22 protein-coding genes are annotated in these 26,478 nt (G+C 63.6%); 19 read left to right on the forward strand and 3 right to left on the reverse strand.

Going from position 1 to position 26,478, the window contains the following annotated elements; all coding sequences use genetic code 11:
• Positions 1-10: 10 nt before the first annotated feature.
• On the reverse strand, positions 11-1,534 hold the full coding sequence (locus tag MTX36_RS21560; RefSeq protein WP_257899358.1) for an MFS transporter: 1,524 nt from the start codon (positions 1,532-1,534) through the stop codon (positions 11-13).
• 702 nt (positions 1,535-2,236) lie between these two features.
• A complete protein-coding gene (locus MTX36_RS21565; RefSeq protein ID WP_003942428.1) occupies positions 2,237-3,238 on the reverse strand; it encodes an AraC family transcriptional regulator in 1,002 nt (333 codons plus the stop codon).
• A gap of 127 nt (positions 3,239-3,365) precedes the next feature.
• On the opposite strand from MTX36_RS21565, the gene MTX36_RS21570 reads away from it, so the two are divergent.
• The 12 genes from MTX36_RS21570 to MTX36_RS21625 all read left to right on the forward strand — a co-directional run bounded on the left by MTX36_RS21570 (position 3,366) and on the right by MTX36_RS21625 (position 16,791).
• Complete coding sequence (locus tag MTX36_RS21570) at positions 3,366-3,686, forward strand: 2Fe-2S iron-sulfur cluster-binding protein (RefSeq protein WP_003942421.1); 321 nt, start codon at positions 3,366-3,368, stop codon at positions 3,684-3,686.
• A 24-nt stretch (positions 3,687-3,710) separates the two neighbouring features.
• On the forward strand, positions 3,711-5,099 hold the full coding sequence (locus MTX36_RS21575; protein WP_003942426.1) for a cytochrome P450: 1,389 nt from the start codon (positions 3,711-3,713) through the stop codon (positions 5,097-5,099).
• Complete coding sequence (locus MTX36_RS21580; RefSeq protein WP_003942429.1) at positions 5,096-6,298, forward strand: NAD(P)/FAD-dependent oxidoreductase; 1,203 nt, start codon at positions 5,096-5,098, stop codon at positions 6,296-6,298. The genes MTX36_RS21575 and MTX36_RS21580 overlap by 4 nt, the downstream gene beginning before the upstream one ends.
• Before the next feature lie 67 nt (positions 6,299-6,365).
• The gene (locus tag MTX36_RS21585; RefSeq protein ID WP_019750067.1) at positions 6,366-7,829 is read left to right on the forward strand and encodes a cytochrome P450; all 1,464 of its coding nucleotides are present in this window, start codon (positions 6,366-6,368) and stop codon (positions 7,827-7,829) included.
• Positions 7,826-8,551: a transglutaminase family protein gene (locus MTX36_RS21590; RefSeq protein ID WP_219468578.1), complete on the forward strand. Its 726-nt coding sequence runs from the start codon at positions 7,826-7,828 to the stop codon at positions 8,549-8,551. Before MTX36_RS21585 ends, MTX36_RS21590 begins: the two co-directional genes overlap by 4 nt.
• Positions 8,548-10,077, forward strand: coding sequence for an aldehyde dehydrogenase family protein (locus tag MTX36_RS21595; RefSeq protein WP_003942430.1), 1,530 nt, complete (start codon positions 8,548-8,550; stop codon positions 10,075-10,077). The genes MTX36_RS21590 and MTX36_RS21595 overlap by 4 nt, the downstream gene beginning before the upstream one ends.
• On the forward strand, positions 10,074-10,910 hold the full coding sequence (locus MTX36_RS21600; RefSeq protein ID WP_064074907.1) for an SDR family oxidoreductase: 837 nt from the start codon (positions 10,074-10,076) through the stop codon (positions 10,908-10,910). Before MTX36_RS21595 ends, MTX36_RS21600 begins: the two co-directional genes overlap by 4 nt.
• 38 nt (positions 10,911-10,948) lie before the next feature.
• On the forward strand, positions 10,949-12,016 hold the full coding sequence (locus MTX36_RS21605) for a BtrH N-terminal domain-containing protein (protein WP_003942427.1): 1,068 nt from the start codon (positions 10,949-10,951) through the stop codon (positions 12,014-12,016).
• Positions 12,017-12,099: 83 nt separating this feature from the next.
• Complete coding sequence (locus MTX36_RS21610) at positions 12,100-13,731, forward strand: fatty acid--CoA ligase (protein ID WP_219468575.1); 1,632 nt, start codon at positions 12,100-12,102, stop codon at positions 13,729-13,731.
• A 273-nt stretch (positions 13,732-14,004) separates the two neighbouring features.
• Positions 14,005-14,538 (forward strand): PaaI family thioesterase, encoded by a 534-nt coding sequence (locus MTX36_RS21615; RefSeq protein WP_219468572.1) that lies wholly within the window; start codon positions 14,005-14,007, stop codon positions 14,536-14,538.
• Positions 14,535-15,749 (forward strand): cytochrome P450, encoded by a 1,215-nt coding sequence (locus tag MTX36_RS21620; RefSeq protein WP_003942419.1) that lies wholly within the window; start codon positions 14,535-14,537, stop codon positions 15,747-15,749. The genes MTX36_RS21615 and MTX36_RS21620 overlap by 4 nt, the downstream gene beginning before the upstream one ends.
• 487 nt (positions 15,750-16,236) lie before the next feature.
• Complete coding sequence (locus tag MTX36_RS21625; protein WP_219468569.1) at positions 16,237-16,791, forward strand: PaaI family thioesterase; 555 nt, start codon at positions 16,237-16,239, stop codon at positions 16,789-16,791.
• Between the two features lie 16 nt (positions 16,792-16,807).
• Here the strand turns inward: MTX36_RS21625 and MTX36_RS21630 are convergent, their stop codons facing one another.
• Positions 16,808-18,283, reverse strand: a complete 1,476-nt coding sequence (locus tag MTX36_RS21630) for an MFS transporter (RefSeq protein WP_371827903.1) — start codon at positions 18,281-18,283, stop codon at positions 16,808-16,810.
• Between the two features lie 204 nt (positions 18,284-18,487).
• Between MTX36_RS21630 and MTX36_RS21635 the strand changes: the two genes are divergently transcribed.
• The 7 genes from MTX36_RS21635 to MTX36_RS21665 all read left to right on the forward strand — a co-directional run bounded on the left by MTX36_RS21635 (position 18,488) and on the right by MTX36_RS21665 (position 26,396).
• A complete protein-coding gene (locus tag MTX36_RS21635; RefSeq protein WP_019749804.1) occupies positions 18,488-19,192 on the forward strand; it encodes a TetR/AcrR family transcriptional regulator in 705 nt (234 codons plus the stop codon).
• A gap of 263 nt (positions 19,193-19,455) precedes the next feature.
• On the forward strand, positions 19,456-21,159 hold the full coding sequence (locus MTX36_RS21640) for a Mu transposase C-terminal domain-containing protein (protein WP_219468712.1): 1,704 nt from the start codon (positions 19,456-19,458) through the stop codon (positions 21,157-21,159).
• Between the two features lie 4 nt (positions 21,160-21,163).
• Positions 21,164-22,072, forward strand: a complete 909-nt coding sequence (locus MTX36_RS21645; protein ID WP_095972676.1) for a TniB family NTP-binding protein — start codon at positions 21,164-21,166, stop codon at positions 22,070-22,072.
• Complete coding sequence (locus tag MTX36_RS21650) at positions 22,069-23,298, forward strand: TniQ family protein (RefSeq protein WP_095972675.1); 1,230 nt, start codon at positions 22,069-22,071, stop codon at positions 23,296-23,298. Before MTX36_RS21645 ends, MTX36_RS21650 begins: the two co-directional genes overlap by 4 nt.
• Positions 23,299-23,469: 171 nt before the next feature.
• Entirely contained in the window at positions 23,470-24,636 is a 1,167-nt protein-coding gene (locus tag MTX36_RS21655) for a site-specific integrase (RefSeq protein ID WP_219468567.1), read from the forward strand.
• Positions 24,633-25,712, forward strand: a complete 1,080-nt coding sequence (locus MTX36_RS21660; RefSeq protein WP_243621726.1) for a recombinase — start codon at positions 24,633-24,635, stop codon at positions 25,710-25,712. Before MTX36_RS21655 ends, MTX36_RS21660 begins: the two co-directional genes overlap by 4 nt.
• A 96-nt stretch (positions 25,713-25,808) precedes the next feature.
• The gene (locus tag MTX36_RS21665; protein ID WP_166503098.1) at positions 25,809-26,396 is read left to right on the forward strand and encodes an SMI1/KNR4 family protein; all 588 of its coding nucleotides are present in this window, start codon (positions 25,809-25,811) and stop codon (positions 26,394-26,396) included.
• Positions 26,397-26,478 lie beyond the last annotated feature (82 nt).

Raw genomic sequence — 26,478 nt, forward strand, 5'->3', positions numbered from 1 at the left:
GGGGCCTCTTTCACGAGAAGGGGGTGTTCGAGCGGGGAGGGGTGTTCGTGTGAGTGCGTGACGCGCGGGAGCGGCGGGTGGTGGGGCCGGGAGAGAGGACTGCCAGCACGATCGCCCCGGCGGCGGTGAGGGCGGCCAGCGTGAGCGCGGCCTGGCTGCTGCCGTGCACGAACGCTGCCTTGGCGAACTCGGCCAGCGGTTGGGCCGCCGGTCCGGCCTGGTCAGCGACCTGCAGAGCAGCGGCCAGGGAATCGGCGACCGGGCCGCGGGCGGGCTCGGGAAGCTGGGGCAGAGCGGGCTGGATGTGGTGGGTATAGCCTGCGGCGAGCACGCTGCCAGCCACGGCGATCCCGATCGCGGCGCCGATCTCGCGGGCAGCGTCGTTGACCGCGGCGGCGACCCCCTGTTTGGCCGCAGGGGTGTCGGCGACGATGGCGTAGGTCGCCGGGGCGGTGCACAATCCCAGACCCGCGCTCATGATCAGCAGCGGCCACAGCAGGCCAGGATAGTCCGCGACCACGGTCAACCGGCTTACCAGCACCAGTCCGGCAGCGATGGCAAGCAGTCCTGAGACGGTCATCACTTTCAACCCGACGAGGCTCGACAACCACGGTGCGATTACCGAGATCACGACCAGCGGCACCACCATCGGCGCCAACGCCAGTGCCGAGGCCAGCGGCCCATAGCCGAGGATCAGCTGCAGGTACTGCACCAACAGCAGGAACACTCCGAAGGTAACCAGGAACTGGATGGTCACCGACAGCGAGCCGGCACCGAAACCGCGGCGGGCGAACAACCGCACGTCCAGCAGTGGCGCAGAAGACCGCAGCTCTACGATCACAAACACCACCGCTGCCAGGAGACCGACCCCGGCGATAGCGGCGACGAGCTGGTCGGCCCAGCCCCGCGCGGGAACCTCGATCGCGGCGAACACGATCGCCGCGATCGCGACGGCCACCACCGCCGCACCCACCCAGTCCACCGGGGGATGCTCGCTCTCTCGGGACTCGGCGATAGTGCACGCCAACCCCGCCAGCACCACCCCCGCCACGGTCAACCCGACGAACACCGAAGGCCATGACCACCGCTCGAGCAGTACCCCGGCGCCGAGGATGCCCAGCACTGCCCCTGACCCCGCAACTCCGGCCCACACCCCCACCGCCCGGCCACGATGGGCAGCGGCGAACCCCGCGGTCAGGATCGACAGCGTCGAAGGCATCACCAGCGCCGCGCCCACCCCGGCCAGCGCGCGCGCTGCGATCAGCCACACCGGGTCGGCCAGCAGCAGCGGCAGCGCCGACGCGACCGAGAACACCGCCAGCCCCGTGACCAGCACACCGCGACGCCCGTAACGGTCACCGATTGCTCCGGCAGGCAGCACAAGACACGCCAGCACCAGCGTGTAACCGTCGACGATCCAGGTCAACTGGGCTTGCGTCGCCCCGGTCTCGACCGCGATCTGCGGCAACGCCGAGTACAACGCCGCCATGGCCGCGACCACCAGCGCCACCGCCAGGCACGACACCGTCAGCATCCACCACTCGGCCCTGGTCCACCCGTCGATCTCAACAGCGCCCGTCCCAGGTGTGTCCACCGGCGCCTCCCAACTCAAAGACCAACAGTCTCGGTACGAGACCATTCGTATCATAGTGGTGGGGGCTCGGGATAGAGTCGACACATACGCCCAGGGCTGAACGAGACGAATCGGAGGAGCGCGCTCCCATGACCGCCCCGGACCACGCCACGACCGACTCACTCACCGCAGTCGACGAGCAGGCCGATCCGCGGCTAGCACGCTCACGCAACCGGTTACTCGACGCGGCCGCGCCCAACTTCGGGGGTGTCTTGACGTGCCCAAGCAGGCGTTCTCGAACAAAGGTGGTCGGCTGGCGCTCCGGCCCGCGGCCACAACTGCCGCAGCACCTGCCTTCAATCCGGAAAATCTAGGTTCCCATGCGGAGCTGTCACTTCCGAGAAAGATGATCATGCCCGAGCACATGCCCATGCCCACACAGCAGGCATAACCCCTCGCTTTGGCTGCAAAGTGCCCACGTCGACGCGGATTCCACCACTGATCACGCCGTTGCGGTGACCCCGAGACTCAGGAAGATCCTGTCGGACCGAAATCTTGGTCGGCCCCTGGAGTACCACTGATCTCATGCACTGGGAACGGCCCCACACTGATTTACCGCATCCGCCAGCCCCCTCAACCCGTCGGAGACCGGGCGGCTCAGCGTCATGGATGCCGGAACTCGTTCGGAGAGCGGCCGGTCCATCGCTTGAAGGCGTGTGAGAAGTTGGTGAGGTCACTGTATCCGAGCTCCGTGGCGACCTCAGTCACCGACATTGATCGGTCGAGTAGCCGCAGCATCGCACGCTCGCGCAGGAATGACTGGCGCAACTCGCGGAAAGTGGTCCCCTCTTCGGAGAGGCGCCGCTTGAGTGTGCTGACGGATATCGACAACTCGCGTGCGACCCAGTGGATACTCCCCTGTGCGGGCTCCTTCTCCAGCAGCCGTCTCGTCTTCTCCGAAAACGACGTGGTCCTGCCCCGCTGGTCGAGAGTTCGCTGCAGATCGCCGATGGCGAGTCGGTATGTGAGGGGATCGGAGAACCGGCAAACCTCGTTAAGCGTGTCCGCGGGAACATGAAGGAAGGACATCGGAGCGCCGAAAAACAGGCGCCCGGCTATTAAGTCCTCATGATTGGACAGGAGGGGCGGCACCGGCCAACTCAAGTGGAGTGTGACGGTAGGCATGTCGCCGGCGAGCATGTCAAGCAGTCGCAGTAGCGCCGACCCGCAGTAGGCGACGACCAGGCAGTCCAGGGCCGGATCGCTTGTGTGTGCGGTGAACCCGATGGTGAGGCCGTGGTCACTTGGATGGAACTGTGGACTGAGAGCTGTCGAGATCAACGGCAGATAGGTGAGCAACTCCACGATCTCGGCTACCGAGCCTGCGCTGACCAGCGGAGAACTCAACGGGCCGAAGGACGTCAACTGGGCCTGTTCAGCGAACGCAAAGCCGAGCAGTGTTGCCTGGTCGACGTCGAGTTCGGGGTAGACCTCCCGAAACCACCGTATGGGGGCCTGAACGTCGCGCTGAATCAGCGTCGCCTCGTCGGTTCCTTCGCGAGACATGATGTTGCGAAGCCGCGCGACGGCGTCTGGGTCGAATGCTTGGCGCTCGAGCAATTGCACGAACAGGAGCGGGGGCACACCCTCGTCATCGAGGATCATTGGTTCACCAGATCCCTTTGAGCCGAATTCACAAGTTTCTGACTCCGCAGAACATAGCCGTAGCGGTCATCCCCGACGACACTTTGATCAAGTTCCCAAGGCGAGGACAACGTATCAGGAGTTGGTTATGGCAGTTGTCACCTTTGTCTCACACGACGGCAAGAAGCACGAGGTCCCTTTCCAAGAAGGACAGTCGCTGATGCAGGTCGCGACCAACAATGCAGTGCCCGGCATCGACGGCGACTGCGGAGGCGAGGCCGCGTGCGGCACCTGCCATGTGATCGTCGATCCGCAGTGGTCCGAGGAGGTGGGCCTCTCCGGCTCCGACGAGGAGGAGATGCTCGCGATGAACCCTGAGCGTCAACCGACCTCTCGACTGTCCTGCCAGATTCCGGTCTCCGAGGCGTGGGACGGCCTGACCGTCCTAATGCCTGAGTTTCAGATGTGACGACGAGAGAGACGATAAGACGCAATGAAGTTTTCTGAGGCAATCGCCGCTAAGGTTCAGTCGACTATCCCGATGGAGCGGCAGATCCAGGGCGCACAACTGTACGACAAGACGCGGCGATGGGTGACCGGAGCGAACGGAGAGAGGCTTTTCATCGAGAGCCCCATCCCTCCTGTGGAGGACGTCGAACTCGCCGACATCGACCTCAGCAACCCTTTCCTCTATCGCCAGGGGCGCTGGCAGTCGTACTTCGAGCGCGTACGCAACGAGGCTCCGGTCCACTACCAGCCTAACAGTCCGTTCGGGCCGTTCTGGTCCGTCACAAGGCATGCCGACATAATGGCCGTCGACAAGAACCACGAGGTCTTCTCCGCCGAGCCGTTGATCGTCATCGGGGTTCCACCTCGTTTTCTTGATATCGAGATGTTCATAGCGATGGATCCGCCACGACACGACGCGCAGCGGGCCGCTGTCCAAGGCGTGGTCGCACCGAAGAACCTGCGTGAGATGGAGGGTCTGATTCGATCGCGCGTCCAGGAGGTGCTGGACAACCTGCCCGTGGATCAGCCGTTCGACTGGGTCCAGAACGTCTCGGTCGAGTTGACCGCTCGGATGCTTGCGACCCTCCTGGACTTTCCCTACGAGCAGCGCCGCAAGCTCGCTTACTGGTCTGATCTCGCATCCTCGATGGAGCAAGCCAACGGCGGCCCCTCGGACAATGACGAGGTGTTCCGCGGCATGCGCGACATGGCGCGAGGTCTCAGCACTCTCTGGCGCGACAAGGCTGCCCGGACAGCTGCCGGGGAGGAACCCGGATTCGACTTGATCACCCTGTTGCAGAGCAACGAAGACACCAAGGATCTGATCGACCGACCGATGGAGTTCCTGGGCAACCTTGTGTTGCTGATCGTCGGAGGCAACGACACGACGCGGAACTCGATGAGCGGCGGTGTTCTCGCGTTGAACCGGTTCCCTGACCAGTTCGAGAAGCTGAAGGCGAACCCTGACCTGATCCCCAATATGGTCTCGGAGATCATTCGGTGGCAAACACCGTTGGCCTACATGCGCCGGATCGCCAAGGCCGACACCGTGCTGAACGGGCAGTTCATCCGCAAGGGCGACAAGGTAGTGATGTGGTACGCCTCAGGCAACCGTGATGAGCGGATGTTCGATCGGCCCGACGACTTCATCATCGACCGGGCCAACGCTCGCAACCACATCTCCTTCGGCTTCGGTGTCCACCGCTGCATGGGCAACCGACTGGCGGAATTACAGCTGCGGATTCTCTGGGAAGAGTTGCTTTCTCGCTTCGAAAAGATCGAGGTCGTCGGCGAGCCCGAGTATGTGCAGTCCAACTTTGTCAGGGGCATCAGCAAGATGATGGTCCGTCTCACCCCGAAATCCGACGTATGACCTTACATCGGGCCCTCGTCGTCGGGGCCAGCCATGCCGGAGCCCAACTCGCGGCCAGTCTTCGACAGGAAGGGTGGACCGGCGAGATCGTTCTCATCGGCGATGAGTCGACGTTGCCCTACCAACGCCCTCCTTTGTCGAAGGCGTACCTGGCCGGGAAGAGCACACTCGACGAGCTTGCGATCCGCAATGCCGATTTCTATAGCAAGCAGGGAATCCAAGTCCTGAATGCGACGGTGGAGGCGATCGACCGCTCGGGTGGTCATCTCTCACTGAGTACCGGCGGCGCACTAGCTTACGACCAGCTTGCGCTGTGCACTGGCGCCCGCCCTCGGCGACTCCCCACCCCGGGAGCCAACTTGGCCGGAGTCTACTACTTACGCACAGTCGCAGACGTCGAGATGATCCGAGTGGCCGCCCACGCAGGACGTCGGGCAGTGATCATCGGCGGCGGTTACATCGGACTGGAGACGGCTGCCTCGTTGCGTGCACTGGGGCTGGAGGTCACCGTGCTCGAGGCGACTGGGCGCGTCCTTGAGCGGGTCACTGCCCCCGAAGTATCAGCGTTCTTCGACCGTATTCACCGGCAGGAGGGCGTGAAAATCCGGACGGGTGTGCTGGTCGAGGTTCTGTCCGGCGAGGACAGGGTCCGTGAAGTAGTTCTGTCCGGTGGCGAGTCAATTCCCGCTGACCTCGTCATTGTCGGCATCGGCGTTGAGCCGAACACCGATCTTGCCGCCGCCGCAGGTCTGGTCATTGATAACGGCGTCGTGATCGACGACCAGGCCCGGACCAGCGACCCCGACATCGTGGCCGCCGGGGATTGCGCAAGCCACAGCATGGCTCGCTACAGCCGCCCTCTACGCCTGGAGTCTGTGCCGAGCGCGCACGAGCAAGCCAAGGTCGCTGCCGCGACGGTGTGTGGGAAGTCCAAGAAGATAGCGGCGCTTCCATGGTTCTGGTCGGATCAATATGATCTCAAGCTCCAGATCGCCGGTCTGAACACCGGTTACGACGAAGTCATCCTCAGCGGAGACCCGACCCGAGACCGCGACTTCACCTGCTTCTACCTCCGTGAGGGAGAGCTTATTGGCGCCGACTGCATCAACCGCCCCCGTGACTTCATGTTCAGCAAGCGGGTAATCACGCAGCAACTCCCCATCGACCGAACTGAACTGGCGCTTGCCAGCTCCGCCTGAGATGACGGGTCTTCGGGCGATGGGTACGAAATGGTGAGTGCGGGCTGCGTTTCGGAAAGGAACACAAGTGACGAACATTATCCATCTCCCGCTGGCGAAGGGTCGTGAGCGACTCTCGTCGGTCCTCATGGTGCCACTGCCGAGTCGGGTCGACGCGGCCCTGCTCGGGGCCAGTGACCGGTGGCCTGTCCGAGAGCTCGCCCCGCCCCCGGCGGGGTCAGGCCTCAAACCGGTCTTAGGGACCGCTGGCATGCCTCTGCTCGGTCACACCCTGGACTACATCCGGTTCGGATCTAACTTCTCCCGGGCCAGGTACCAGCGGCTAGGACCTGTGTCGTGGATGGGCGCCTTCGGCACGAAAATAGTGGCGGTTGCCGGACCGGATGCCATACAGGAGGTGCTGACCACCAAGGCGAAGTCGTTCTCCCAGGACGGGTGGACCTATCTCATCGATGCCTTTTTTCATCGGGGCCTGATGTTGATGAGCTTCGACGAACACAGGATGCATCGGCGGATCATGCAGGAGGCGTTCACCCGCGACCGACTCGCCGGCTACGTCGACCAGCTCGGCCCGACGCTGGAGGCCAGCATCCCAGGGTGGACAGCGGGACAATCCACCACGCGCATCTACCCGCTGCTGAAGGCACTAACTCTCGACGTCGCCACGAAGGTCTTCATGGCAGGTCGGGGGGGTAGCGAGGATACCGATGCCATCAACGACGCCTTCGTGGCCACCGTGCGTGCGGCCAGCTCGATCATCCGTTTCCCGTTACCGGGGACTCGTTGGCGAGCGGGAGTCCGTGGGCGCGCGCTCTTGGAGGACTACTTCACCCGGCACCTGCCGGCGGCTCGAAGTGGCCAAGGAGGCGACCTCTTTGCGGGGCTGTGCCATGCGCGCACGGCCGACGGTGAGGCGTTCACCGATGAGGACGTCGTTAGCCACATGATCTTCTTGATGATGGCGGCCCACGACACATCGACCATCACCACCACCGCTGCCGCCTACTTCCTCGCCAAGCACCCGGCCTGGCAGGAACGGGCGCGGGCCGAGTCCGACCGACTCGGTGGACGCCGCCCGGACATCGACGACCTGGACTCACTGGAGACTCTCGACCTGGTGATCAAGGAGACACTCCGTCTGGTGGCGCCCGTGCCCATCGTGATGCGCAAGACGGTCGAAGACGTGGATATCGCCGGCCACCACATCCCGGCGGACACCCTGGTGGCCGTGGCTCCGTCGGTGAACCACTTCGACGAGTCGTGCTGGACCGACCCCGACACCTTTGACCCTGACCGCTTCAGCGAACCGCGGCGTGAGGACCAGAATCACCGCCTCGGGTGGATCCCCTTCGGAGGAGGGGTACACAAGTGCATCGGTCTGCACTTCGGCACCCTCGAAGTCAAGGCGATTCTGCACCACATGCTACGCACCTACACCTGGACGGTCCCCGATCAGTATGAAGCGAGGTGGGACAACACCTCGCTCCCCATTCCGGTCGACGGGTTGCCGATAACTCTGGAGCGCAGATGAATAAGGCACCGCTGGCGCACTCGTGGGCGACCGACTTCCTCGACATCGAGCACGAGTCCGTCCGGGCGTTCACCGCCGCCGCGGTTGGGGATGCGGGCACCGACCGGGACAAGGCGAAGCGCCTCTTCGCCGCCGTCCGCGACCAGATCCGGTACGACCCCTACACGGTGTCGGACGATCCCGCCCATTATCGAGCAAGCTTCGTCCTCGAGACCGGGCGCGCCTATTGCGTCCCGAAGGCGGTGCTCTTGACCGCGGTGTGCCGTGCGGCAGGGATTCCGGCGCTACTGGGGTTTGCCGACGTCCGAAATCATTTGCAGACCGAAGCGTTGCGAGCGCTCATGGGCGGCACAGACCTGTTCGTCTATCACGGCTACAGCCATCTCTACGTCAACGGCCGGTGGATGAAGGCGACCCCGGCGTTCAACACCGAGTTGTGTGCCCGTTTCGGGGTGCCGCCGGTGGATTTCGACGGCGAGCACGACGCCCTCCTGCACGCCTTCGCCGCCGACGGAGCCCTGCACATGGAGTATGTCCGCGAGCGCGGCGTCTTCGACGACCTGCCTTTGAACACGATCTTGACCGAGCTTCGGCATACCTATGGACAGCGAATCTTTGAGCGCACCCACGTGCTCGCTGACGCTTTCACCGACACACCCGACAGATGCACCCAGCCCGACGGGATCGCCCGCGGGCTCCACTCACTCCCGGAGGCCCGATGAGCACGGCGACCACAGCGGATGCCCTGGACGTACGCAACCCCGCCGACGGCCGGCTGGTCGCAACCGTCCCCATCGATACCCGCGAGACCGTGAACAGCATCGCGGCCGATCTCCGCCGCGCTCAGCTCGGGTGGGCTCAGGCAAGCCCGCGGCAACGCTCCCGATGGTTGCATCGCTGGCGAGACTGGATCCTGGCTCACACCGACGAACTCACCGATCTGCTGCAAGCCGAAACAGGCAAGGTGCGCCCCGACGCCCTGGTTGAGACGACAGCATCGTGCGAGTTCATCACCTACTACGCAAACCATGCCGAGAAGTTTCTCGCTGACGAGCAAGTCCGATCCGCAGGTCTGCTAAGTCTGCCGAAACGGTTGTCCAAGACCTACCACCCGTACCCGGTTGTCGGGCTCATCACACCGTGGAACTTCCCGATCACCCTCTTCCTCATGGATGCAGCTCCTGCGCTGGCTGCCGGATGCGCAGTCCTGGCGAAGTCCTCGGAAGAGACGCCACTGACCTGTGCACGAGTCGTCGAGGGCTGGCACGAGATCGGCGCCCCACCGGTTTTGGCGCATGTTGTGGGTGCTAGCGAAGCAGGTGCTGCGGTCGTGGACGCCGCTGACTTCGTTCAGTTCACGGGCTCGACAGCCACCGGGAGGACAATCGCGATCCGCTGTGCCGAGCAATTGAAGCCTGTGAGCTTGGAGTTAGGCGGTAAAGATCCGGCGATCGTGCTGGAGGACGCCGACCTTGCTCGTGCTGTGGAGGGGATCGCGTGGGGCGGTCTGTTCAACGCGGGGCAGGTCTGCATCTCAGTCGAGCGGGTGTATGTGGTCTCTGAGATCTACGACGAGTTCGTGGCCCGGCTGGCTCAACGAGTACGGTCACTTACCCAAGGTGCCGCGGCAGGTGACGACGTAGGTGCGATGGTCACGGCGAGACAGGTCGAGATAGCCGATCGCCACGTCAGCCAGGCAGTAGCGGCAGGTGCGCAGGTACTGGCCGGCGGAACCCTAAGCGCGGTCGGGAACTACTACGCTCCAACCGTTGTGGTCGGCGTCGACCACACAATGGCCTGCATGACCGAGGAGACCTTCGGCCCCACGATCCCTGTGATGCGTGTCGCGGACGAGGACGAGGCCATCCACCTGGCTAACGACTCGGCGTTCGGCTTGTCTGCCACAGTGTGGACCCGCGACCATGCTCGTGCGCGGCGTATCGCACAACGTCTGGACGCGGGTGCAGTCAACATCAACGACGTCTTCAGCAACCTCTTCGCCACCACACTGCCGCACAGTGGATGGAAGGCCTCAGGTATCGGTGCGCGACTAGGCGGCGCCTACGGACTTCACAAATACTGCCGGGTCCAGTCCGTGACCGAGCCGCGGATCCCTGTCCTGACACGAGAACTCACGTGGTACCCGTACACCTCCCGACGTACGGCCATCGCCGAAAAAGTATTGCGTGCAGCAGCCGGTCGCGGTCTACGACAACGCCTCGGCCTGAACAAGGAGCACAGCAAGTGACGACACACAATCCCCATACCGCCGCGAAAACAGTGGCGATCACCGGGGGAGCCCGCGGCATCGGCTACCAGACCGCGAAGGAGCTGATCCGACGAGGTCACCGCGTGGCCATCGGCGACATCGACGAGGCACGTGCTAAGGAGACCGCCGCCGAACTGGGGGTTAAGGTTGTCACCCGCCTCGATGTCACCGACCCTGACTCGTTCAAAGACTTTCTCGACCTAGTCGAGGGAGACCTCGGCCCCCTCGACGTGCTGATCAACAACGCGGGCATCATGCCCACCGGGCACACCCACGAGGAAGACGACGCGGTGACCCGGCGGCAGGTCGAGATCAACGTCCTGGGAGTCATCTTTGGGACCAAACTCGCCCTTCAACGGATGCTCCCTCGTCGTACTGGACACATCATCAACACCGCATCACTGGCCGGCGAGCTCGCCGTCCCCGGTCTGGCGACCTACTGCGGCACCAAATTCGCGGTCATCGGATTCACGGAGGCGGCGCGACTGGAATACCGCAAGTCAGGCGTGCGGCTGTCCACAGTGCGGCCCACGTTCACCAACACCGAACTCGTTGCTGGGACAGCAGGAGCCAAGGGACTGCGCAATGCAGAGCCCGAGGAAATCGCTCGAGTGACAGCCGAACTGATCGAGAAACCGCGGCCCTTCGTGCGCGTCACTCGCCTCGCCGGGAGCATGGTCGCAGCGATGAAGTTCGTCCCCGAACGGCTCGCCACCAGGCTCGGATCGGCCCTGGACACAGACTCTGTATTCCTCGACGACGTGGACATGGGGGCACGTCAGGCCTACCTGGACAGAATTCGGAACAACTGACCTGGTCTTCGAACCCACCACCCAAAAAAGGAAGATACATGCCCCGCAAGATCCTGATCAAGGACTACCCCCATCAGATCGGGGGGCACTGTGGTTCTGGCGCAATGCGGGATCTTCTGCACTGGCATGGACTGGGGTGGGAAGGGCCACCCGATGAAGGTCTGGTGTTCGCACTCGGCGGCTCGCTGGGGCTAGCGTACCTCCGATCGAATGACCTGGTTCCACCATTGTATTTGGTGGGACGAGGGGCCGACTTCGAAATCGATCTACCCCGCCGGCTAGGCGGACAGGTCCACGTTCTCACCACCGACGATCCCAGTGAGGGATGGTCTTGGGTTCTCGACGAGATCGACGCAGGCAGACCCAGCCTGGTGTGGGGCGACATAGCCGAGCTACCGTACCTGCAGGTCCAGTTGCAGATGAGTCGCCACGACATCGTGGTGATCGGTTACGACGAAGCTAAGGGGATTGCCTTCGTCGTAGACAATGATCGCGCCGAGGTGCAGGAAGTCCCGCTCGATTCGCTGGCTCGGGCGCGTTCCTCGACGTCCTTCCCTCAACCGACGCGCCACTGTACATACCGCATCACCTGGCCGAGCGCGCTGCCAGACATGGCAACAGTGGCGGCAGAGGCATTTCGCCAATCCGCGGCCAACATGCGCCACCCGTCACAGCCGGGGATCGTTGATCTCACGACCATGGAGGCCGGGGCCGAGGGGCTAGCTGCAGTCGAGCAGTTGGCGGCCGACCTTCGAGCCTGGGCAGACCTTCCGACAAGAGATCTTGAGATCTTCCTGTTCAGTCTGGGCGCTTTCATCGAGAAGGCGGGCACCGGCGGCGGCCTATTCCGCCGGTTGCTCGCCGATGGCTGCGCGGATGTCGCACGCCTGACCGGTGATCTAGCCACCGCCGACCTCGCCGTCGCCGCCAGCCGTTGTGCGCAGGCATGGACCGAAACTGCACGTGCCGGGACCCAACGCGACATTGATGCGCGCGCTCGCTTAGCGGCGGTGGTCACGGCGGCTAGCCGACTACCAGAACTCGAGTCGAACCTGGTCGAGTCCCTGGAATTGGCTTCAACCTCACTTACGGCTGCAGGTCTCTGACAGCCCGCTGTTAACCAGGACGCCCGGTGAATTGATCTGCGGATCGCTGTTCGTTCGCAGGCAGTATCGAATGAAGGAATGGTATGCAGAGCACGATGATGAACTTTCCCTTGACAACTGCGGCGATTCTGCGCCACGGTTCGAGTGTGCATAGCTCGGCAACCGTACGGACCTTGCAGTCCGACGGGAGCGTTAAGGTCGGCACTTTCGCCGAAGTCGGACGGAGAGCCGCACAGTTGGCCAACGCATTGCGCGGTTGCGGGATCACAGGCGATGAGCGTGTTGCGACCTTTATGTGGAACAACCAGGAGCATGTTGAGGCCTACTGTGCGGTGCCCTCGATGGGCGCAGTGCTGCACACCCTGAACCTACGTCTCACCCCTGATCAACTTGTCTACATCGGCAACCACGCCGAGGATCAGGTCGTAATTCTCGATGGAAGCCTGCTGCCCTTGCTGGCCCCTGTACTGCTGCAGCTCACCAGCGTGCACACCGTCGTCGTGACCGGCGAAGTGGACCTTACCCCGCTGCACCGTGACGGGGTCAGGGTCGTGGGGTACGAGGAGTTCCTCGCCTCTCAGTCCGATACGTTCGACTGGCCTGATCTCGATGAGCAGTCCGCAGCCGCTATGTGTTATACCTCGGGTACCACCGGCAACCCCAAAGGGGTCGCCTACAGCCACCGGTCGACGTACTTGCATTCGATGGCGGCCTGCGCCGCCGACGGACTGCGAGTCAGCTGCGATGATCGGATCCTTGCCATCGTGCCGATGTTCCACGCCAACGCTTGGGGACTAGTCTATGCCGCCCTTATGTCGGGCGCCGACCTACTCATGCCTGACAGGTTCCTGCAGGCTGAGCCGCTGGTGCGGCTCATCGACGCGCAGAGGCCGACCGTCGCGGGCGCAGTTCCGACGATCTGGAATGACGTCTTAAACTTCTTGGAGGCAAACTCCAGCTATGACATCTCCTCTCTCGGTCTGGTCGCCTGCGGTGGTTCCGCAGTACCCCTTCACCTGATGGAGGCCTTCGAGGAGAGGTACGGCGTGCAGGTCGTCCAGGCATGGGGAATGACCGAAACCTCGCCGCTGGCCGCCATCGCACGCCCACCGGTATCGCTCGATGTGCAGGAGCGCTGGCGCCTGCGCGCCACCCAAGGCCGCCCGGTTGCAGGGGTGGAGCTGAGGATTGTCGACGACGAGGGCAATAAGCTCCCGCACGACGGCGAAGCGGTCGGTGAGTTGCAAGCACGCGGGCCCTGGATTACCGGCTCGTACGTCGGCGAGGAGCATGACAGTGAGAAGTTTCAGGAAGGGTGGTTACGCACCGGCGACGTCGGGCGGATCGATGCACGCAATTTCGTGACGCTGACCGACCGCGCCAAGGACGTGATCAAGTCCGGCGGGGAGTGGATCTCCTCGGTCGAGCTCGAACTGCTGCTTGCCGGTCATCCAGACGTGCTCGAGGCATCTGTGATCGGAGTGCCGGACGAGAAGTGGCAAGAACGCCCCCTCGCGGTGATCGTTCCACGTGAGGGCCGCGAGCCCACACCTGCTAATCTGCGCGACTTCCTCGACGGCAAGGTCGCCAAGTGGTGGCTGCCCGAGCGTTGGTGCTTCATCTCCGAGGTGCCCAAGACCTCAGTCGGCAAGTTCGACAAGAAGCGCCTACGCTCCCTGCACGCCGAAGGAGAGCTCGCTGTCATCGAAATCTAGGAAATTTTTTTCCAACCGGAGTTCTGAATAGGACGAGGCAGATGGAACGCGGGGCGGGAAGTTTTTCACGACACCGGCGTCCATCGCAGACTACGGCACTGGTGAAGGAGATGGGGTCGTGATCTCCCGTTGGGCGGGACACCTCGCCTGACCAACGTGGAGTTGAGCGAAGGGCTGCCACCGCACTCTCCGGAGTGCGCTCAGGTGTATTTGCATAACGGTCACACTCGAGACCGGCATTAAGCGCGGTTTCATCGACAGGAAGGTCGGACCATGGGCAAAGCTTCGGATGCGGTCGGGGGGTCGGTCGACCCAGACATGGAGGACTGGGTGCGCTCATTCCGGCCGCTGGAAGAATCTAGCTCGCCTGAGTTGCCACCCCACCACCCCAACTGTCTTGGGTGCGGGCCGACGAACCCGCACGGGCATTACCTGTCGGTACGGCGTTGCCGAGACGGCGTCGTTGCTCACCACCTCTTCGACCAACGTCACGTAGGGGCGCCCAGGATAGCACACGGCGGCGCGGTGGCGACCGTAATCGACGATCTTTTCGGTTTCCTGCTCTACACGGTCGGAGAACTCGGCGTGACGCGCCATCTCGAACTCGACTACCTCGCGCCGGTTCTGCTTGCCACGCCTTACACCCTGCACGCCGATACACGGTCTCGCGATGGCCGGAAATTGAATCTCGCGGCCAGGATCGAGGATATAGAGGGTCGATCGGTCACCACGGCGACCGCCCTGTTCATCCTGGTCGACGTCGAACATTTCCTGCAGTCACAGGCGAATACTAAGAGGCAAGCATGAATGTACCGACCGAGAGGGAACTGCTCCTGGACGCCTTACTCACCGATCACGGCGCAGCCGGACCTTACGAAGCGTTCCGACGGCTGCGAGAGACGCGCCCCGTCTTGGTTACGCGATCGGGGGTGCTGGTATTGAGTCGCTACGACGATTGCGCGGCGGCGCTCCGCGACCGCAGACTCGGCAAGGCCGACGAGTCGCTGGGCTTCGGCTTGTCCGAGATCCCTGACGAGCTGCAACGTCGGGCCATGCATCGATTCCGGCGCACCATGCTGTTCCGTAACCCCCCTGACCATCACCGGCTGCGTCGACTGGTGGCCGACGTGTTCACCCCTCGACACATTGACGAGTTGCGCAGCCGCATCATCACACAGATCCATCACCTACTTAACGTCATGGAGGTACAGGTCTTCGTCGACATCATCACCGATCTGGCGCTCCCGCTGCCTGTGAATGTGATAGGCGAACTTCTGGGAGTTCCCGCGGCCGATCGGGCAGTTGCCGCGCCATTGGTGCGTGCCCTGCTCGCCTCACTGGAACCCGGAGCCAATGTTGAGGCTCTGACCGCCGCCTGTGAAGCCGAGAACCAACTTGCCATGTATTTCGCTGACCTGTTGGCGGTCAAACGCGCCCGCCCCGCCGATGACCTACTCAGCCGACTCGCCGTCGCGCACGGCGACGACATCCTGGATGACGACGAATGCGTCGGCACCGCGATTCTGTTGTTCGCCGCAGGGTTCGAAACCACCACAAACCTCATCGGCAACGGTGTCGCCGCGCTGCTCGCTCACCCCGACCAAATGCGCGAACTGGGTGCCAGGCCCGACTTGGCGAGCAATGCCGTCGAAGAATTGTTGCGTTACGACTCCCCCGTCCAGACCAACGGGCGCACGGTGCTCGAGCCGACACGGCTGGCAGGAGTCGATCTACATCCCGGTCAGATCGTATTGACCTTGCTCGGGGCGGCCAACAGAGATCCGGACCGATTTTGTGACCCGGATAAGCTCGACATCACCCGAACCGGAGTCCCACCGTTGTCGTTCGGCGCCGGCATTCACTTCTGTCTCGGCGCGCCGCTGGCCCGGCTCGAAGGATCCCTACTGTTCCCGATCCTGGTGGCTCGTTTTCCCGGTCTCCAGCTCGTCGAACAGCCTCGCTGGCGTACCGGGCTGTCCTTCCGCGGGCTATCGAGTTTAAAGGTGGCAACCAGATGAGCCCTCCCCTACCCCCCACCAGAAGGGCTCGAAGTCTCGGGAGTTGAACCCGACCGAACCACCTCGCGGTAAACGGCGCATCGCACTGTGCTGCAGCCGCCCGCGCCGGATCGCCCCAGGCGTGCGGAGGCACCGAACGACCGAAGAGTTGCCGGACGGAACAGTCGGACGCCTCTCGGTGGACGCTGCATCGATGCCGTGTCGTTACTCGGCAACAGACCCTGATCCTGCCCCACGCCGACAACAATTCAGCCCGCCGACGGAAGCCCTCGATGTTTCGCGGTCACCATTTTCGGCTCGACGGCCGCGTCGTGTGCGCTATCGGGCCGGGAGGTGCGTTGAGTGAGAAGACTCCCGCTCGTGGTAATCATGGCGGGGGCGAGCGCGCCGACCGGTCGGACGAACGCCCGACCGGATGCTGCGGTGCAGGCCGAGCGCGCGAAGACGCGACAGACTCGGCACGGTTTCACGACAGAGAGGTCCGACCATGAAAAGAATTCCAGACGAGGTCAGCGGGTCGGCCGGCCCCGCTATCGAGAACTGGGCGCGCTCGTTCTGGAGCACGACTTCCGAGTCGCCTGATCTACCGCCCCACCACCCCGACTGTCTTGGTTGTGGGCCGCAGAACCCGCACGGCCACGCCCTGTCGGTCCAGCGTGACGAGAACGGCGTGGTAGCTCACCATGTGTTCGACCAGCGTCATGTCGGGGCACCCGGGATAGCACACGGCGGCGCGGTGGCGACCGTTCTCGACGATCTGTTCGGCTTCCTGCTCTACACAGTGGGTGAGCTCGCCGTGACGCGGCGTCTCGAGCTCGACTACCTAGCGCCGGTTCTGCTCGGCACTCCATACGTATTGCGTGCTGCCGTTCGGTCTCGTGATGGGCGCAAACTGGATCTCACGGCCACGATGGACGATGCGCAGGGCCGCTCCGTAGCCACCGCTACTGCCCTGTTCGTGGTAGTCGAGGTCGAACACTTCATGCAGTCCCAAGCCCGAGCCCAACTCCGGGCCACAGACACGAATCACACCGAAGAATAGACACCCTGACCGACCTTCACCGACGTCCATCACCCGCGGTGGCTGTCGTACGGCTGCGTCTACCTGGCGCAAAGACGGCGAGGACGAGTGCCCCAGCGGCGGTCAGCGCCGCCAACGACAGCGTCGCCTGACCACTTCCGTGTACGAATGCGGCTCTGGCGAACTCGGCCAGCGGCTGACCAGCTGGTCCTGCGCGGTCGGCGACCTGCAACGCGGCGGCCAGAGAATCGGCCACCGGACCACGGGCAGGCTCGGGTAGCTGGGGCAGAGCCGGCTGAATGTGCTGAACGTAACCGGCCGCGAGCACGCTACCGGCTACCGCAATCCCAATCGCGGCACCGATTTCGCGAGCTGCGTCGTTGACCGCGGCAGCCACCCCGTGCTTGGCCTCAGGAGTGTCCGAGACGATGGCGAAAGTCGCAGGGGCGGTACACAACCCCAAACCCGCGCTCATGATGAGCAAGGGCCACAGCAGGTCAGGGTAAGTTGCCGCGACGGTCAGTCTGCTCACCATCACCAGTCCCGCCGCGATGGTGAGCAGACCTACAGTGGTCATCACCCGCAGCCCAACAATGTTCGACAGCCAGGGTGCAATCACCGAGATCACGATGAGCGGCACGACCATAGGGGTCAACGCCAACGCGGCGGTGAGCGGTCCATAACCGAGAATCAACTGCAGATACTGCACCAACAGCAAGAACACCCCGAAGGTCACCAAAAATTGGATACAGACCGACAGTGCGCCGGCACCGAAGCCACGGCGGGCGAACAACCGGACATCGAGTAGGGGTGCCGAGGAACGTAGTTCTACGACGACGAACACCACAACTGCGAACAAGCCCACCGCAGTGCTGATGGCGACGAGCGAATCCGACCAGCCACGGGCCGGAACCTCGATCACAGCGAAGACGATCGCCCCGACCGCGACAACTACGGTCACAGCGCCCACCCAATCGACCGGTGGATGCTCCTGCTGGCGGGACTCCGCGATACTGCATGCCAACCCGGCCAGAACCGCTCCGGCGACGGTCAACCCGACGAACACCGAGGTCCACGACCACTGCTCGAGCAGCACACCAGCCCCGAGGATGCCCAGGACCGCCCCGGATCCAGCAACCCCGGCCCACACACCTACAGCGCGACCGCGATGCGCCGGTGGAAATCCCGCGGTCAGTATCGACAGCGTCGAGGGCATGACCAGCGCCGCACCCGCCCCAGCCAACGCGCGAGCAGCGATCAGCCACGCCGGGTCGGCGAGAAACAAGGGCAATGCCGACGCGAAAGCGAACAACGCCAACCCCGCCACGAGCACCCCCCGGCGACCGTACCGGTCACCGATCGCACCGGCAGGCAGAACGAAGCACGCCAATACCAGCGTATAACCGTCGACTATCCAGGTCAGTTGAGCTTGCGTCGCCCCTGTCGCGACCGCGATCTGTGGCAACGCTGAATACAATGCCGCCATTGCGGCCACCACCAACGCGACTGCCATGCACGACACAATCAACATCCACCACTGGGCACCGCTCCATCGAGCGACGCTGGCAGAGTCGGATCTACGTTCGTTCAACGGCCAGCCTCCCAGTTTGAGACTGATCGTCTCGGTGCGAGACTATTAGTATCATAACTTTGCGGGTGTGACAGAATGGTCATGCTAGGACATGTTTTGTCAGTCAAAATGGAGCGGAGCCCGTTCATGGTCGACCCTCTCGTTGCGGCCGAGGGCCCGGCCGACCCCCGGCTGGCGCGCTCACGTAACCGGTTACTCGAAGCGGCGGGCCAGCTGCTAGCCACCGGCGGTGTCGAGGCGGTCACCGTGGAGGCGGTCACCCGCATGTCGAAGGTTGCGCGTGCCACTCTGTACCGACACTTCGGAAGTACCACTGACCTGCTCGCTGCAACCTTCGAGCGACTACTACCCCCAGTCGACACCGATATCGATACCGGTCCGCTACGCGAACGTCTGATTTCGGTGCTCACCACCCAGGCCGACCTCATCGACCAAGCTCCGGTGCAGATGACCACGCTGGCCTGGCTGGCAATGGGACCCGTCAACAGCGGCGACGCCAGCCGGCGCGATCTCGATCCTGGCGCGGTGGTCTCGCTTCGGGCCCGTGTCATAGAGCAATACCGCAGGTCCCTGGATCAGATCCTGACGGCCCCTGACGCCCGCACTGTGCTCGGCGAGATCGACACCACCTTCGCCCTCATTCAGCTCCTCGGACCGATAGTGTTCGCTCGCCTCACAGGACTGCGCCACATCCACGCCGACGACTGCATCCAAATCGTCGACAACTTTCTCGCCGCCCATGCCGCAAGTGTCCGATCGAGCACTTCGCGCGACAACAGCCGTCCACGGCCGGCCGCGACGCTAGACCCGCAGCTCACCGACGGCCAGTAAAACTTGATGCGAAATTTCACTATCAATGCGCTATCCAGTCAGGGATCGCAGCGCTCACTGGATAAGGCCGGACGTGTGCTCAAGAACTCGGAGCTGCACTGCAGTGCACTTCTGACATCGTGCAGCCGTCTTCTGAAACTGACAATTCATGTCATTTTCAGAAGTCGACTGCACGGTGTCCTGCGATTTCGGCCTTGCGTGCAGTTGTCTTCTGACATTCTGTGTTCAGAAGTGCAGTGCACTCGGCAGCTGCGCTCGAGGCCATGCTGCGGAGGCGTGTCGTGGATGCGGAGAGAATCAGCATCGTCGAGAGCGGCGTACTGACAGCGTCGGATGAGCAGTGGGAGCTGGCCCGGTCGAGGTTCGCGGTCTTGGCGCCGTTGGCAGGGGTGGACACAGTCGGTTTCGCGGCGGCCGACGAGGCTGCCGAGCGGTTGCAGCTCTCGCGCCGGCAGGTATACAGCCTGATCGATCGGATTCGCTGCGGATCAGGGACTGTCACCGATCTGCTGATCGCACCGCCTTCGGGTGGCCGCGGCCGGGGCCGAGTGAGCGCCGAGGTGGAGGAGGTGATCGCCGATTATCTCGCGAAGGAGTTCTTGAAGCGGCAGAAACTCAGTGTCGCGGCGATATACCGCCGAATTGCGTTGGCCTGTCATCGATCAGGATTGCGGGTGCCGGCGCGCAATACGGTGGCAACGCGGATCGCAGCGATGCATCCCGGAACTGTAGCCAGGTTGCGTGGGGGCCAGGATGCTGCGCGGCCGCGCCAAAGCGCCGGCGGTGTCCCTCCTCCGGTGGAAGCGGTACTCGAGCAGGTGCAGATCGATCACACCGTGGTGGATCTGATGATCGTCGACGAGCACGACCGCGAACCGATCGGCCGCCCGTATCTGACCATGGCGATCGACGTATTCAGCCGATGTGTCCTCGGTTTCGTGGTGACGCTCGAACCGCCGTCCGCGGTATCGGTCGGGTTGTGTCTGGGCCGGGTGGCCTGCGACAAGAATGGCTGGCTGGAGGCGATGGGGTTGGCCGGGCAGGTGCAGTGGCCGATGGCAGGAAAGCCGCGGCGGCTCTATCTCGACAACGCAGCGGAGTTCAAAGGTGAAGCGTTGCGTCGGGGCTGCGAGCAGCATGGCATCGATCTCGGATACCGACCACCGGGTCGCCCGCATTACGGCGGCATCGTCGAACGCATCATCGGAACCGCCATGCTCAGGGTGCATGAACTACCCGGCACCACGTTCTCCGATCCCGCTGCTCGGGGCAGCTACGATTCGCAGGCAGCAGCGGTGCTGACCCTGACCGAGCTAGAACGATGGCTGGTTATTTCGACATCCTCGTACCACGGGAGCCTGCATTCGAGCCTCGGTCAGAGCCCGGCAGCGAAGTGGTCCGACAGCATCACCACACTGCGGAACCCTCCGCCTGTGGTGGTGGACGAGACTGCGTTCGTCGTCGATTTCCTTCCGGTAATTCGCCGGAGATTGACCCGCACGGGATTCACCATCGATCATGTCCAGTACTTCTCGAACACGCTCAAACCGTGGATCAGTCGCCGGGAGCAGTTGGGTACATTCGTCATTCGGCGTGATCCCCGCGACATAAGCCGAATCTGGGTCCTCGAACCCGACAATGGTGCAGGGTATGTCGAAGTGCCGTACCGGACGCTCTCGCATCCGGCGGTCACGTTGTGGGAGCACCGCGCTGCAGCCGCCCGGTTGCGTGAGCGGGGCCGCACACAGATCGACGAGAGTGCGTTGTTCTCGATGATCGAGCAGATGCGTGAGATCACGACCGGGGCGAAGAAGGCGACCCGCACCGCGCGGCGTAACCGCGCCCGCCGCCAACACCTACCCGTCCCGGCAACCACATCATCCGGGGCGATGAGCACTCCGCCGCCGGACGATCCCACCGCTCCCAGTGATGTCGTCGCGGCGTTCGACGACATCGAACAGTGGTGACTTCATGACCGAGCCTGCAGACGATGATCTGACACATCTGCATCACGCGGCACAACCGCTGGCGATGCTCCCTGCGGCGCAGCGTATTCGGCATGTTCGGGCCGACCGCTGGATCGGCTATCCCCATGCCCTGGCGGTGATCGAACAGCTTGAGGTGCTGCTCGCGTGGCCCGATCGAGGGCGAATGCCGAACGTGCTGCTCGTCGGTCCGACGAACAACGGCAAGTCGATGATCATCGAGAAGTTTCGCCGCGCTCACCCGCCGGTCAGCGTCCCCGACCGCGAGCAGATCCCGGTGTTGTGTGTGCAGATGCCTTCGGAGCCGTCGGTCAGCCGCTTCTACGTGGCATTGTTGGCGGCGTTGGGGGCTCCGCTCCGTCCGCACCGAAGAGTCCACGAGCTTGAGCAACTGGCACTGACGTTGCTGCGCGCCACCGGTGTGCAGATGCTGGTGATCGACGAACTGCACAACCTCCTGGCCGGCCGCGACGGTGTTCGCCGCGAATTCTTGAACCTGCTGCGCTACCTCGGCAACGAACTACGAATGCCGCTAGTGGGTGTCGGGACCCGCGAGGCCTATCTGGCGATCAGGGCCGACGCGCAACTCGAGAACAGATTCCATCCGACGATTCTTCCGGTGTGGGGCAACGATTCCGATACCCGTTCGCTGCTCGCGAGCTTCACGGCCAGCTTTCCGTTGCGCAAGCCCTCACACCTGACGTCGGAGGAGATGACCGGATATCTGCTTGCCCGCAGCGAAGGCACCATCGGGGAGCTGTCGATGCTCCTCACCGCTGCCGCGGTCGCCGCGATCGAGACCGGCGAAGAAGCGATCACCCACCACGTTTTGACGATCACCGACTACACCGGCCCCAGTGGGCGGCGCCGACAGTTCGAACGCGACCTGGCATGAGCAAGGGGGTCGAGGAGGTGCAGCGATGGCCCCTGCACCCGCAGCCTCAAACCGGTGAAGCACTGACCTCCTGGCTTCGCCGAATCGGAAACCTCTACGGGATCAGCAACATCGTCCAGCTCGTGAGCGAACTCCACCCCGATGGCGCGGGGTCGGATCTCGATCGAGACATCCCCGATGCCGCGGCCCGAATGCTCGCTGCCCGCAGCACCGTTGCGCTCGATCAGCTACAACAGATGAGCCTGTCGGGCTGGGTTCCGTGGCTGCTCGACAGCACCGACCCAGAGGAATGCGACTTCGACACTTACGTCCACCAACTCTCGGTCCTGATCCCACCGCAACTTTCGAAGGGTGATCGCCCCCGCCGCGCTCCAACAGAACCGGGATGGCTGCCGTGGGTCACCGACACCCCCAACGACCGCGTATGCCCGGTCTGCATCGGTGCCGGCGACGCGGACACTGTCATCGGTGTGAAGTTGATATGGCAGCTGTCGCTAGTGGCGAGCTGCCCCGAGCATCGCTGCCGCCTCGAACCCTGTCATGTCGTACCTGGTCAGATCGTATTCTGGGACAGGAGTGTCTGTGCCCTCGGTAAGGACCTGCGCCCCACCCCGGTGCACAGTACGGTCACCGCCCTCGATCACCGCACCACCGCTGCCCTGGCAGAAGGCAGCGTGCTGTTGCCCCGAGCTCGTGTGCACGCGGGTCTGTGGTTCCGGATGCTGCGCACACTGATCGACGAGATCTGCATCCCGCTCAGCAAAGCCGGCACATATGCCCGCGATCTTCGGCTGATCTGGGAATGCGCCGATGACCGGCCACCACGTGCACTCACTCGCCCGTTCGAATATCTGAATCGGGCCGATCAGAGTCGGATCCTCGCCGGAGCCGCTGCCGCGATCACCCTCATAGAGGACGGCACGATCACCGCGGCTGGAACACACGGCGATCTACTCAGCCCCTACCCGGCTGATGCAGTCTTCGCCGGAATACCCTTCCCACCTTCGGTACCAGCGCCGCCGGCGCACACGGACACCGCATCCAGTGCGTGGGAAAAGTTGCCCGCGCTGATCGACGCCGTTGTTGCCGCAGCCCGAGAAAACGCCGACACCGCCCGATCCCTACACGCATTCATCCTGCTCGGAGCCCGCACCGACCAGCAGATTCGCAAGATCGACGACACGTTCAACGAGCTGGGCATCGACATCGGCAACCGAGATCGGTGACACGATCGCCGCGTCGAAACAGGGGTCTGCAGGCATCGCTGCGCGTCACCCACGGTCGGTGTGCGGTGACCGACGAGAAATATCGTTCCCGCACCGTCTCTATTGAAAGCGCAGTTCAGCAAGTTTTTCGTTTAAACGGATGTGTCGGAGGGCGTGGCTACTGTTCCGGCTATGAGGAATGAGCAGTTCACCGGCTCCCACCGCGTATCCGTCCCTGCTGCGGTGGGCACTGAGGCGGTGTTCCCGGATCTGCCCGACGATGTCGCCGCCCGGATCGGGCGATCGATGGAATCCGCTCGCTCCGACGGCACCCGGCGGGCGTACGAATCGGCGTGGCGACGCTTCGAGCACTGGTGCACCGCCCACAGTCACAGTTCATTGCCTGCGCATCCGGTGACCGTCGCTGCGTATCTCGTCGCGGCCGCCGACACCCTCACTACCTCCGGGACCCGCGCTTACGCCCCGCCCACATTCGCCAAGTGGGTCGCCGCGATCGCCGACCGCCACCGACGTACCGGGCACGAGTCCCCGACCTCGCACGAGATCGTGCGCGGCACCCTCGCCGGGATCCGCCGCGACTACGCCGCCGCCGGTGATCGGCTCCGCAATCCGCGGGCCCCGTTGTTGACCGCCGACATCACCGCCATCACCGCCGCCGCCCGAGATTCTGTCGCCGGTTGGGCGGACGAGGTTCTCGAACGCCGCGACAGTGCCCTGATCCTGATCGGCTTCGCCGGGGCGTTCAGACGCAGTGAACTCGTCGAATTACAGTGTGGGGACGTCAAACTCGACCGCCTCGACGGTGTTCATGTTCGGCTGCGGCGCTCGAAAACCGATCAGGACGGCACCGGAGCGGTCCGGGCTCTGCCGTTCACCGCCCGCCACGAGCACTGCCCGCCCTGTGCATGGGCACGGTGGGCGCAGGTCGTGGCAGCGTTCGATACAGGTGGACGTGTCGGGGTCATCCGAATACTCACGACATCCGGCCCATTCGATGCGCACGTCTGCCGCGGCGCCATCCCCAAGATGAGCGCGCAGGCACCGTTATTCCGGTCGATCCGCAAAAACGGGAACCTCTCCGACACCCCGTTGTCCGGGGCAGCGGTCCATGCCGCGATCCGCCGCCGCGCCACCGCAGCCGGCTACGACCCTGCCGTGGTCATACAGTTGGGTGGGCATTCCTTGCGGGCCGGTTTCGTCACCCAAGCCTTCCGCAACGGCGCCGACGCCCACGCCATCATGCGCCAGACCGGGCACACCACCCCCGCCATGGTCGAGGTGTACGCGAGAGAAAATGCGCCCTTGATAGGCAATGCCGTCAACGATCTCGGCCTATGACCACCCACGTCGATGCAGGTGAGGACATGACCACCGAGTCGAGCACCATCGATAACACCACCAGTGCTACCCATCTCGCACCCCAACCTCCGGATTCGCAACTCCCGGCACGGGATCGGCACACCTGGATGTTGTTCACGGACTGGTGCGCCGCCCACGACCAACCGTCGTTGCCGACAACGCCGGAACTTTTGGCCCAGTTCCTCTCCGCCCACCCCGCAGGTACGGTCACGCAGCGCCGGCGTATCTCCGTCATCGACACAGCCCATCACCGCTATGGCTTCCCGGCGCCGGGGCGCAGCGACAATATCCGCGCCGCCCTTGACGCGACGCGCAGGGCACGCCTCGACAATCTCGCCGCCCGTACCGGTGAGGTGATCTCACGGCTTCCCGAAACGGGTTGGCCGGCAGCGTTGTTTGCCCGCCGCGACGCCATGATCCTCACCCTCGCTCCTACCGGACTGACGTACACGCAGATCGCGGCGCTGCGTATCTGCGACGTCACCGCCGATCCTGTCACCGATGCCCTACACGTCGACGCGGTCGACCGTGTAGCGGTGATCCCGCCGGGGCTCGTAGCAGCCGGGGCCTCCCCGGCGCGGGTGTATCGGCGGTGGATGGAAGTTCTCGGATTCTCGGACCGGTATTTCAGCACCCACATGCTCGCGGGCCTCATGGACACCGGCGACGGCAACGAACTCACCGGACACGACGGACGCATCGACCCGGCCGATCAGCGGCCGCTACTGACCCCGATCGACCGATGGGGCCACACCCCACTGACCGCCACGCCGCTCACCGCTCGCGCAGTAGCCGACATCACCGCCGCGCACCTATCCGGTCAGGCACCGCGACACATCCACCCACCCCAACGAAAGAGCCCCGAAAACAACAGCTCAACAACGCAATCGGATGCTATAGAGCCGCTCGGCGACGACTACTACGAACACGGAATCGCTGCCCGCAAACACGCACACCACACCCTCGGCAGTGTCACATCGGCCCTCGACGAAATCGAGGACCGAGCCGACCGACTCCTCGCGGAGCTGCTCGAACTCATCGAAGGTCCCTTGTGAAGAGACATCCATGAGCGGTAGTGATGCTCTCGCCGAGAGTGCAGTCGTCTTCTGAAACTGACACCCTCGAAAAGGCTCGTTGGGTAGCGTGCGTTCATGAGCGTGGAAGAGAACTGGCTGAGGCTTCACGATTGGTGCTTGCGGGAAGCCCCGATAACGGCCGCGGCGATCGACCCACCAGCGGGCCAAAGTTTCGTGGACGAGGTCGAAGCATTGACTGGCAGAAAGTGGCCGACCGAACTACGGACATGGTTCGGTCTCCAGAACGGGAACCCGGACGGAAGGCACTCCGCCCTGATATTTCCGGAATACCAACCGCTACCGTTGGATCTCGTCGCATCTCGATGGGCATCGATGACGGAAATGTGGGCAGATACGACGGCAGCAGTCGGCGGCCTCAGTTTGCTCGACGAGCCTGCGGGGGAGGTCTCTGGAACTTACTTGTCCGCGTATATCCCGATCGCCTTCAACATTCGAGGCGATCTTTTGTTCGTCGACACCCGAGCTGGCCACTCCAGTGGATGCGTACGCGGATTTATGGGAGAAGACAACGATCAGGGCGAAAGTTGGGCATCCATCGACTCGCTTCTGGAGGAGGTTGTTGCTTCACTCGAGGATGGACGCCCGTGTCGCGGTTGGGTTCCGAGCATCGACGAGGGCTGGCTGCACTGGGAATTCCCTTAGGACTCCACGATGTCTCACCTGACACTGTCTCGACAACGAACGATTGATGGACCCGGTGGCTTCGATAGGAACACCCGATCAA

Source organism: Rhodococcus sp. ARC_M6 (assembly GCF_022810305.1).
In the GTDB taxonomy this organism is placed as follows: Bacteria; Actinomycetota; Actinomycetes; order Mycobacteriales; family Mycobacteriaceae; genus Rhodococcus_F.

What these genes read in the sequence shown, in the direction of transcription:
- MTX36_RS21560 (WP_257899358.1), bottom strand. Translation starts at nt 1,534, where the DNA reads ATGCTGACGGTGTCGTGCCTGGCGGTGGCGCTGGTGGTCGCGGCCATG.
- MTX36_RS21565 (WP_003942428.1), bottom strand. Translation starts at nt 3,238, where the DNA reads ATGATCCTCGATGACGAGGGTGTGCCCCCGCTCCTGTTCGTGCAATTG.
- MTX36_RS21570 (WP_003942421.1), top strand. Translation starts at nt 3,366, where the DNA reads ATGGCAGTTGTCACCTTTGTCTCACACGACGGCAAGAAGCACGAGGTC.
- MTX36_RS21575 (WP_003942426.1), top strand. Translation starts at nt 3,711, where the DNA reads ATGAAGTTTTCTGAGGCAATCGCCGCTAAGGTTCAGTCGACTATCCCG.
- MTX36_RS21580 (WP_003942429.1), top strand. Translation starts at nt 5,096, where the DNA reads ATGACCTTACATCGGGCCCTCGTCGTCGGGGCCAGCCATGCCGGAGCC.
- MTX36_RS21590 (WP_219468578.1), top strand. Translation starts at nt 7,826, where the DNA reads ATGAATAAGGCACCGCTGGCGCACTCGTGGGCGACCGACTTCCTCGAC.
- MTX36_RS21595 (WP_003942430.1), top strand. Translation starts at nt 8,548, where the DNA reads ATGAGCACGGCGACCACAGCGGATGCCCTGGACGTACGCAACCCCGCC.
- MTX36_RS21605 (WP_003942427.1), top strand. Translation starts at nt 10,949, where the DNA reads ATGCCCCGCAAGATCCTGATCAAGGACTACCCCCATCAGATCGGGGGG.
- MTX36_RS21610 (WP_219468575.1), top strand. Translation starts at nt 12,100, where the DNA reads ATGCAGAGCACGATGATGAACTTTCCCTTGACAACTGCGGCGATTCTG.
- MTX36_RS21615 (WP_219468572.1), top strand. Translation starts at nt 14,005, where the DNA reads ATGGGCAAAGCTTCGGATGCGGTCGGGGGGTCGGTCGACCCAGACATG.
- MTX36_RS21620 (WP_003942419.1), top strand. Translation starts at nt 14,535, where the DNA reads ATGAATGTACCGACCGAGAGGGAACTGCTCCTGGACGCCTTACTCACC.
- MTX36_RS21625 (WP_219468569.1), top strand. Translation starts at nt 16,237, where the DNA reads ATGAAAAGAATTCCAGACGAGGTCAGCGGGTCGGCCGGCCCCGCTATC.
- MTX36_RS21630 (WP_371827903.1), bottom strand. Translation starts at nt 18,283, where the DNA reads ATGGCAGTCGCGTTGGTGGTGGCCGCAATGGCGGCATTGTATTCAGCG.
- MTX36_RS21635 (WP_019749804.1), top strand. Translation starts at nt 18,488, where the DNA reads ATGGTCGACCCTCTCGTTGCGGCCGAGGGCCCGGCCGACCCCCGGCTG.
- MTX36_RS21640 (WP_219468712.1), top strand. Translation starts at nt 19,456, where the DNA reads ATGCTGCGGAGGCGTGTCGTGGATGCGGAGAGAATCAGCATCGTCGAG.
- MTX36_RS21645 (WP_095972676.1), top strand. Translation starts at nt 21,164, where the DNA reads ATGACCGAGCCTGCAGACGATGATCTGACACATCTGCATCACGCGGCA.
- MTX36_RS21650 (WP_095972675.1), top strand. Translation starts at nt 22,069, where the DNA reads ATGAGCAAGGGGGTCGAGGAGGTGCAGCGATGGCCCCTGCACCCGCAG.
- MTX36_RS21655 (WP_219468567.1), top strand. Translation starts at nt 23,470, where the DNA reads ATGAGGAATGAGCAGTTCACCGGCTCCCACCGCGTATCCGTCCCTGCT.
- MTX36_RS21660 (WP_243621726.1), top strand. Translation starts at nt 24,633, where the DNA reads ATGACCACCCACGTCGATGCAGGTGAGGACATGACCACCGAGTCGAGC.
- MTX36_RS21665 (WP_166503098.1), top strand. Translation starts at nt 25,809, where the DNA reads ATGAGCGTGGAAGAGAACTGGCTGAGGCTTCACGATTGGTGCTTGCGG.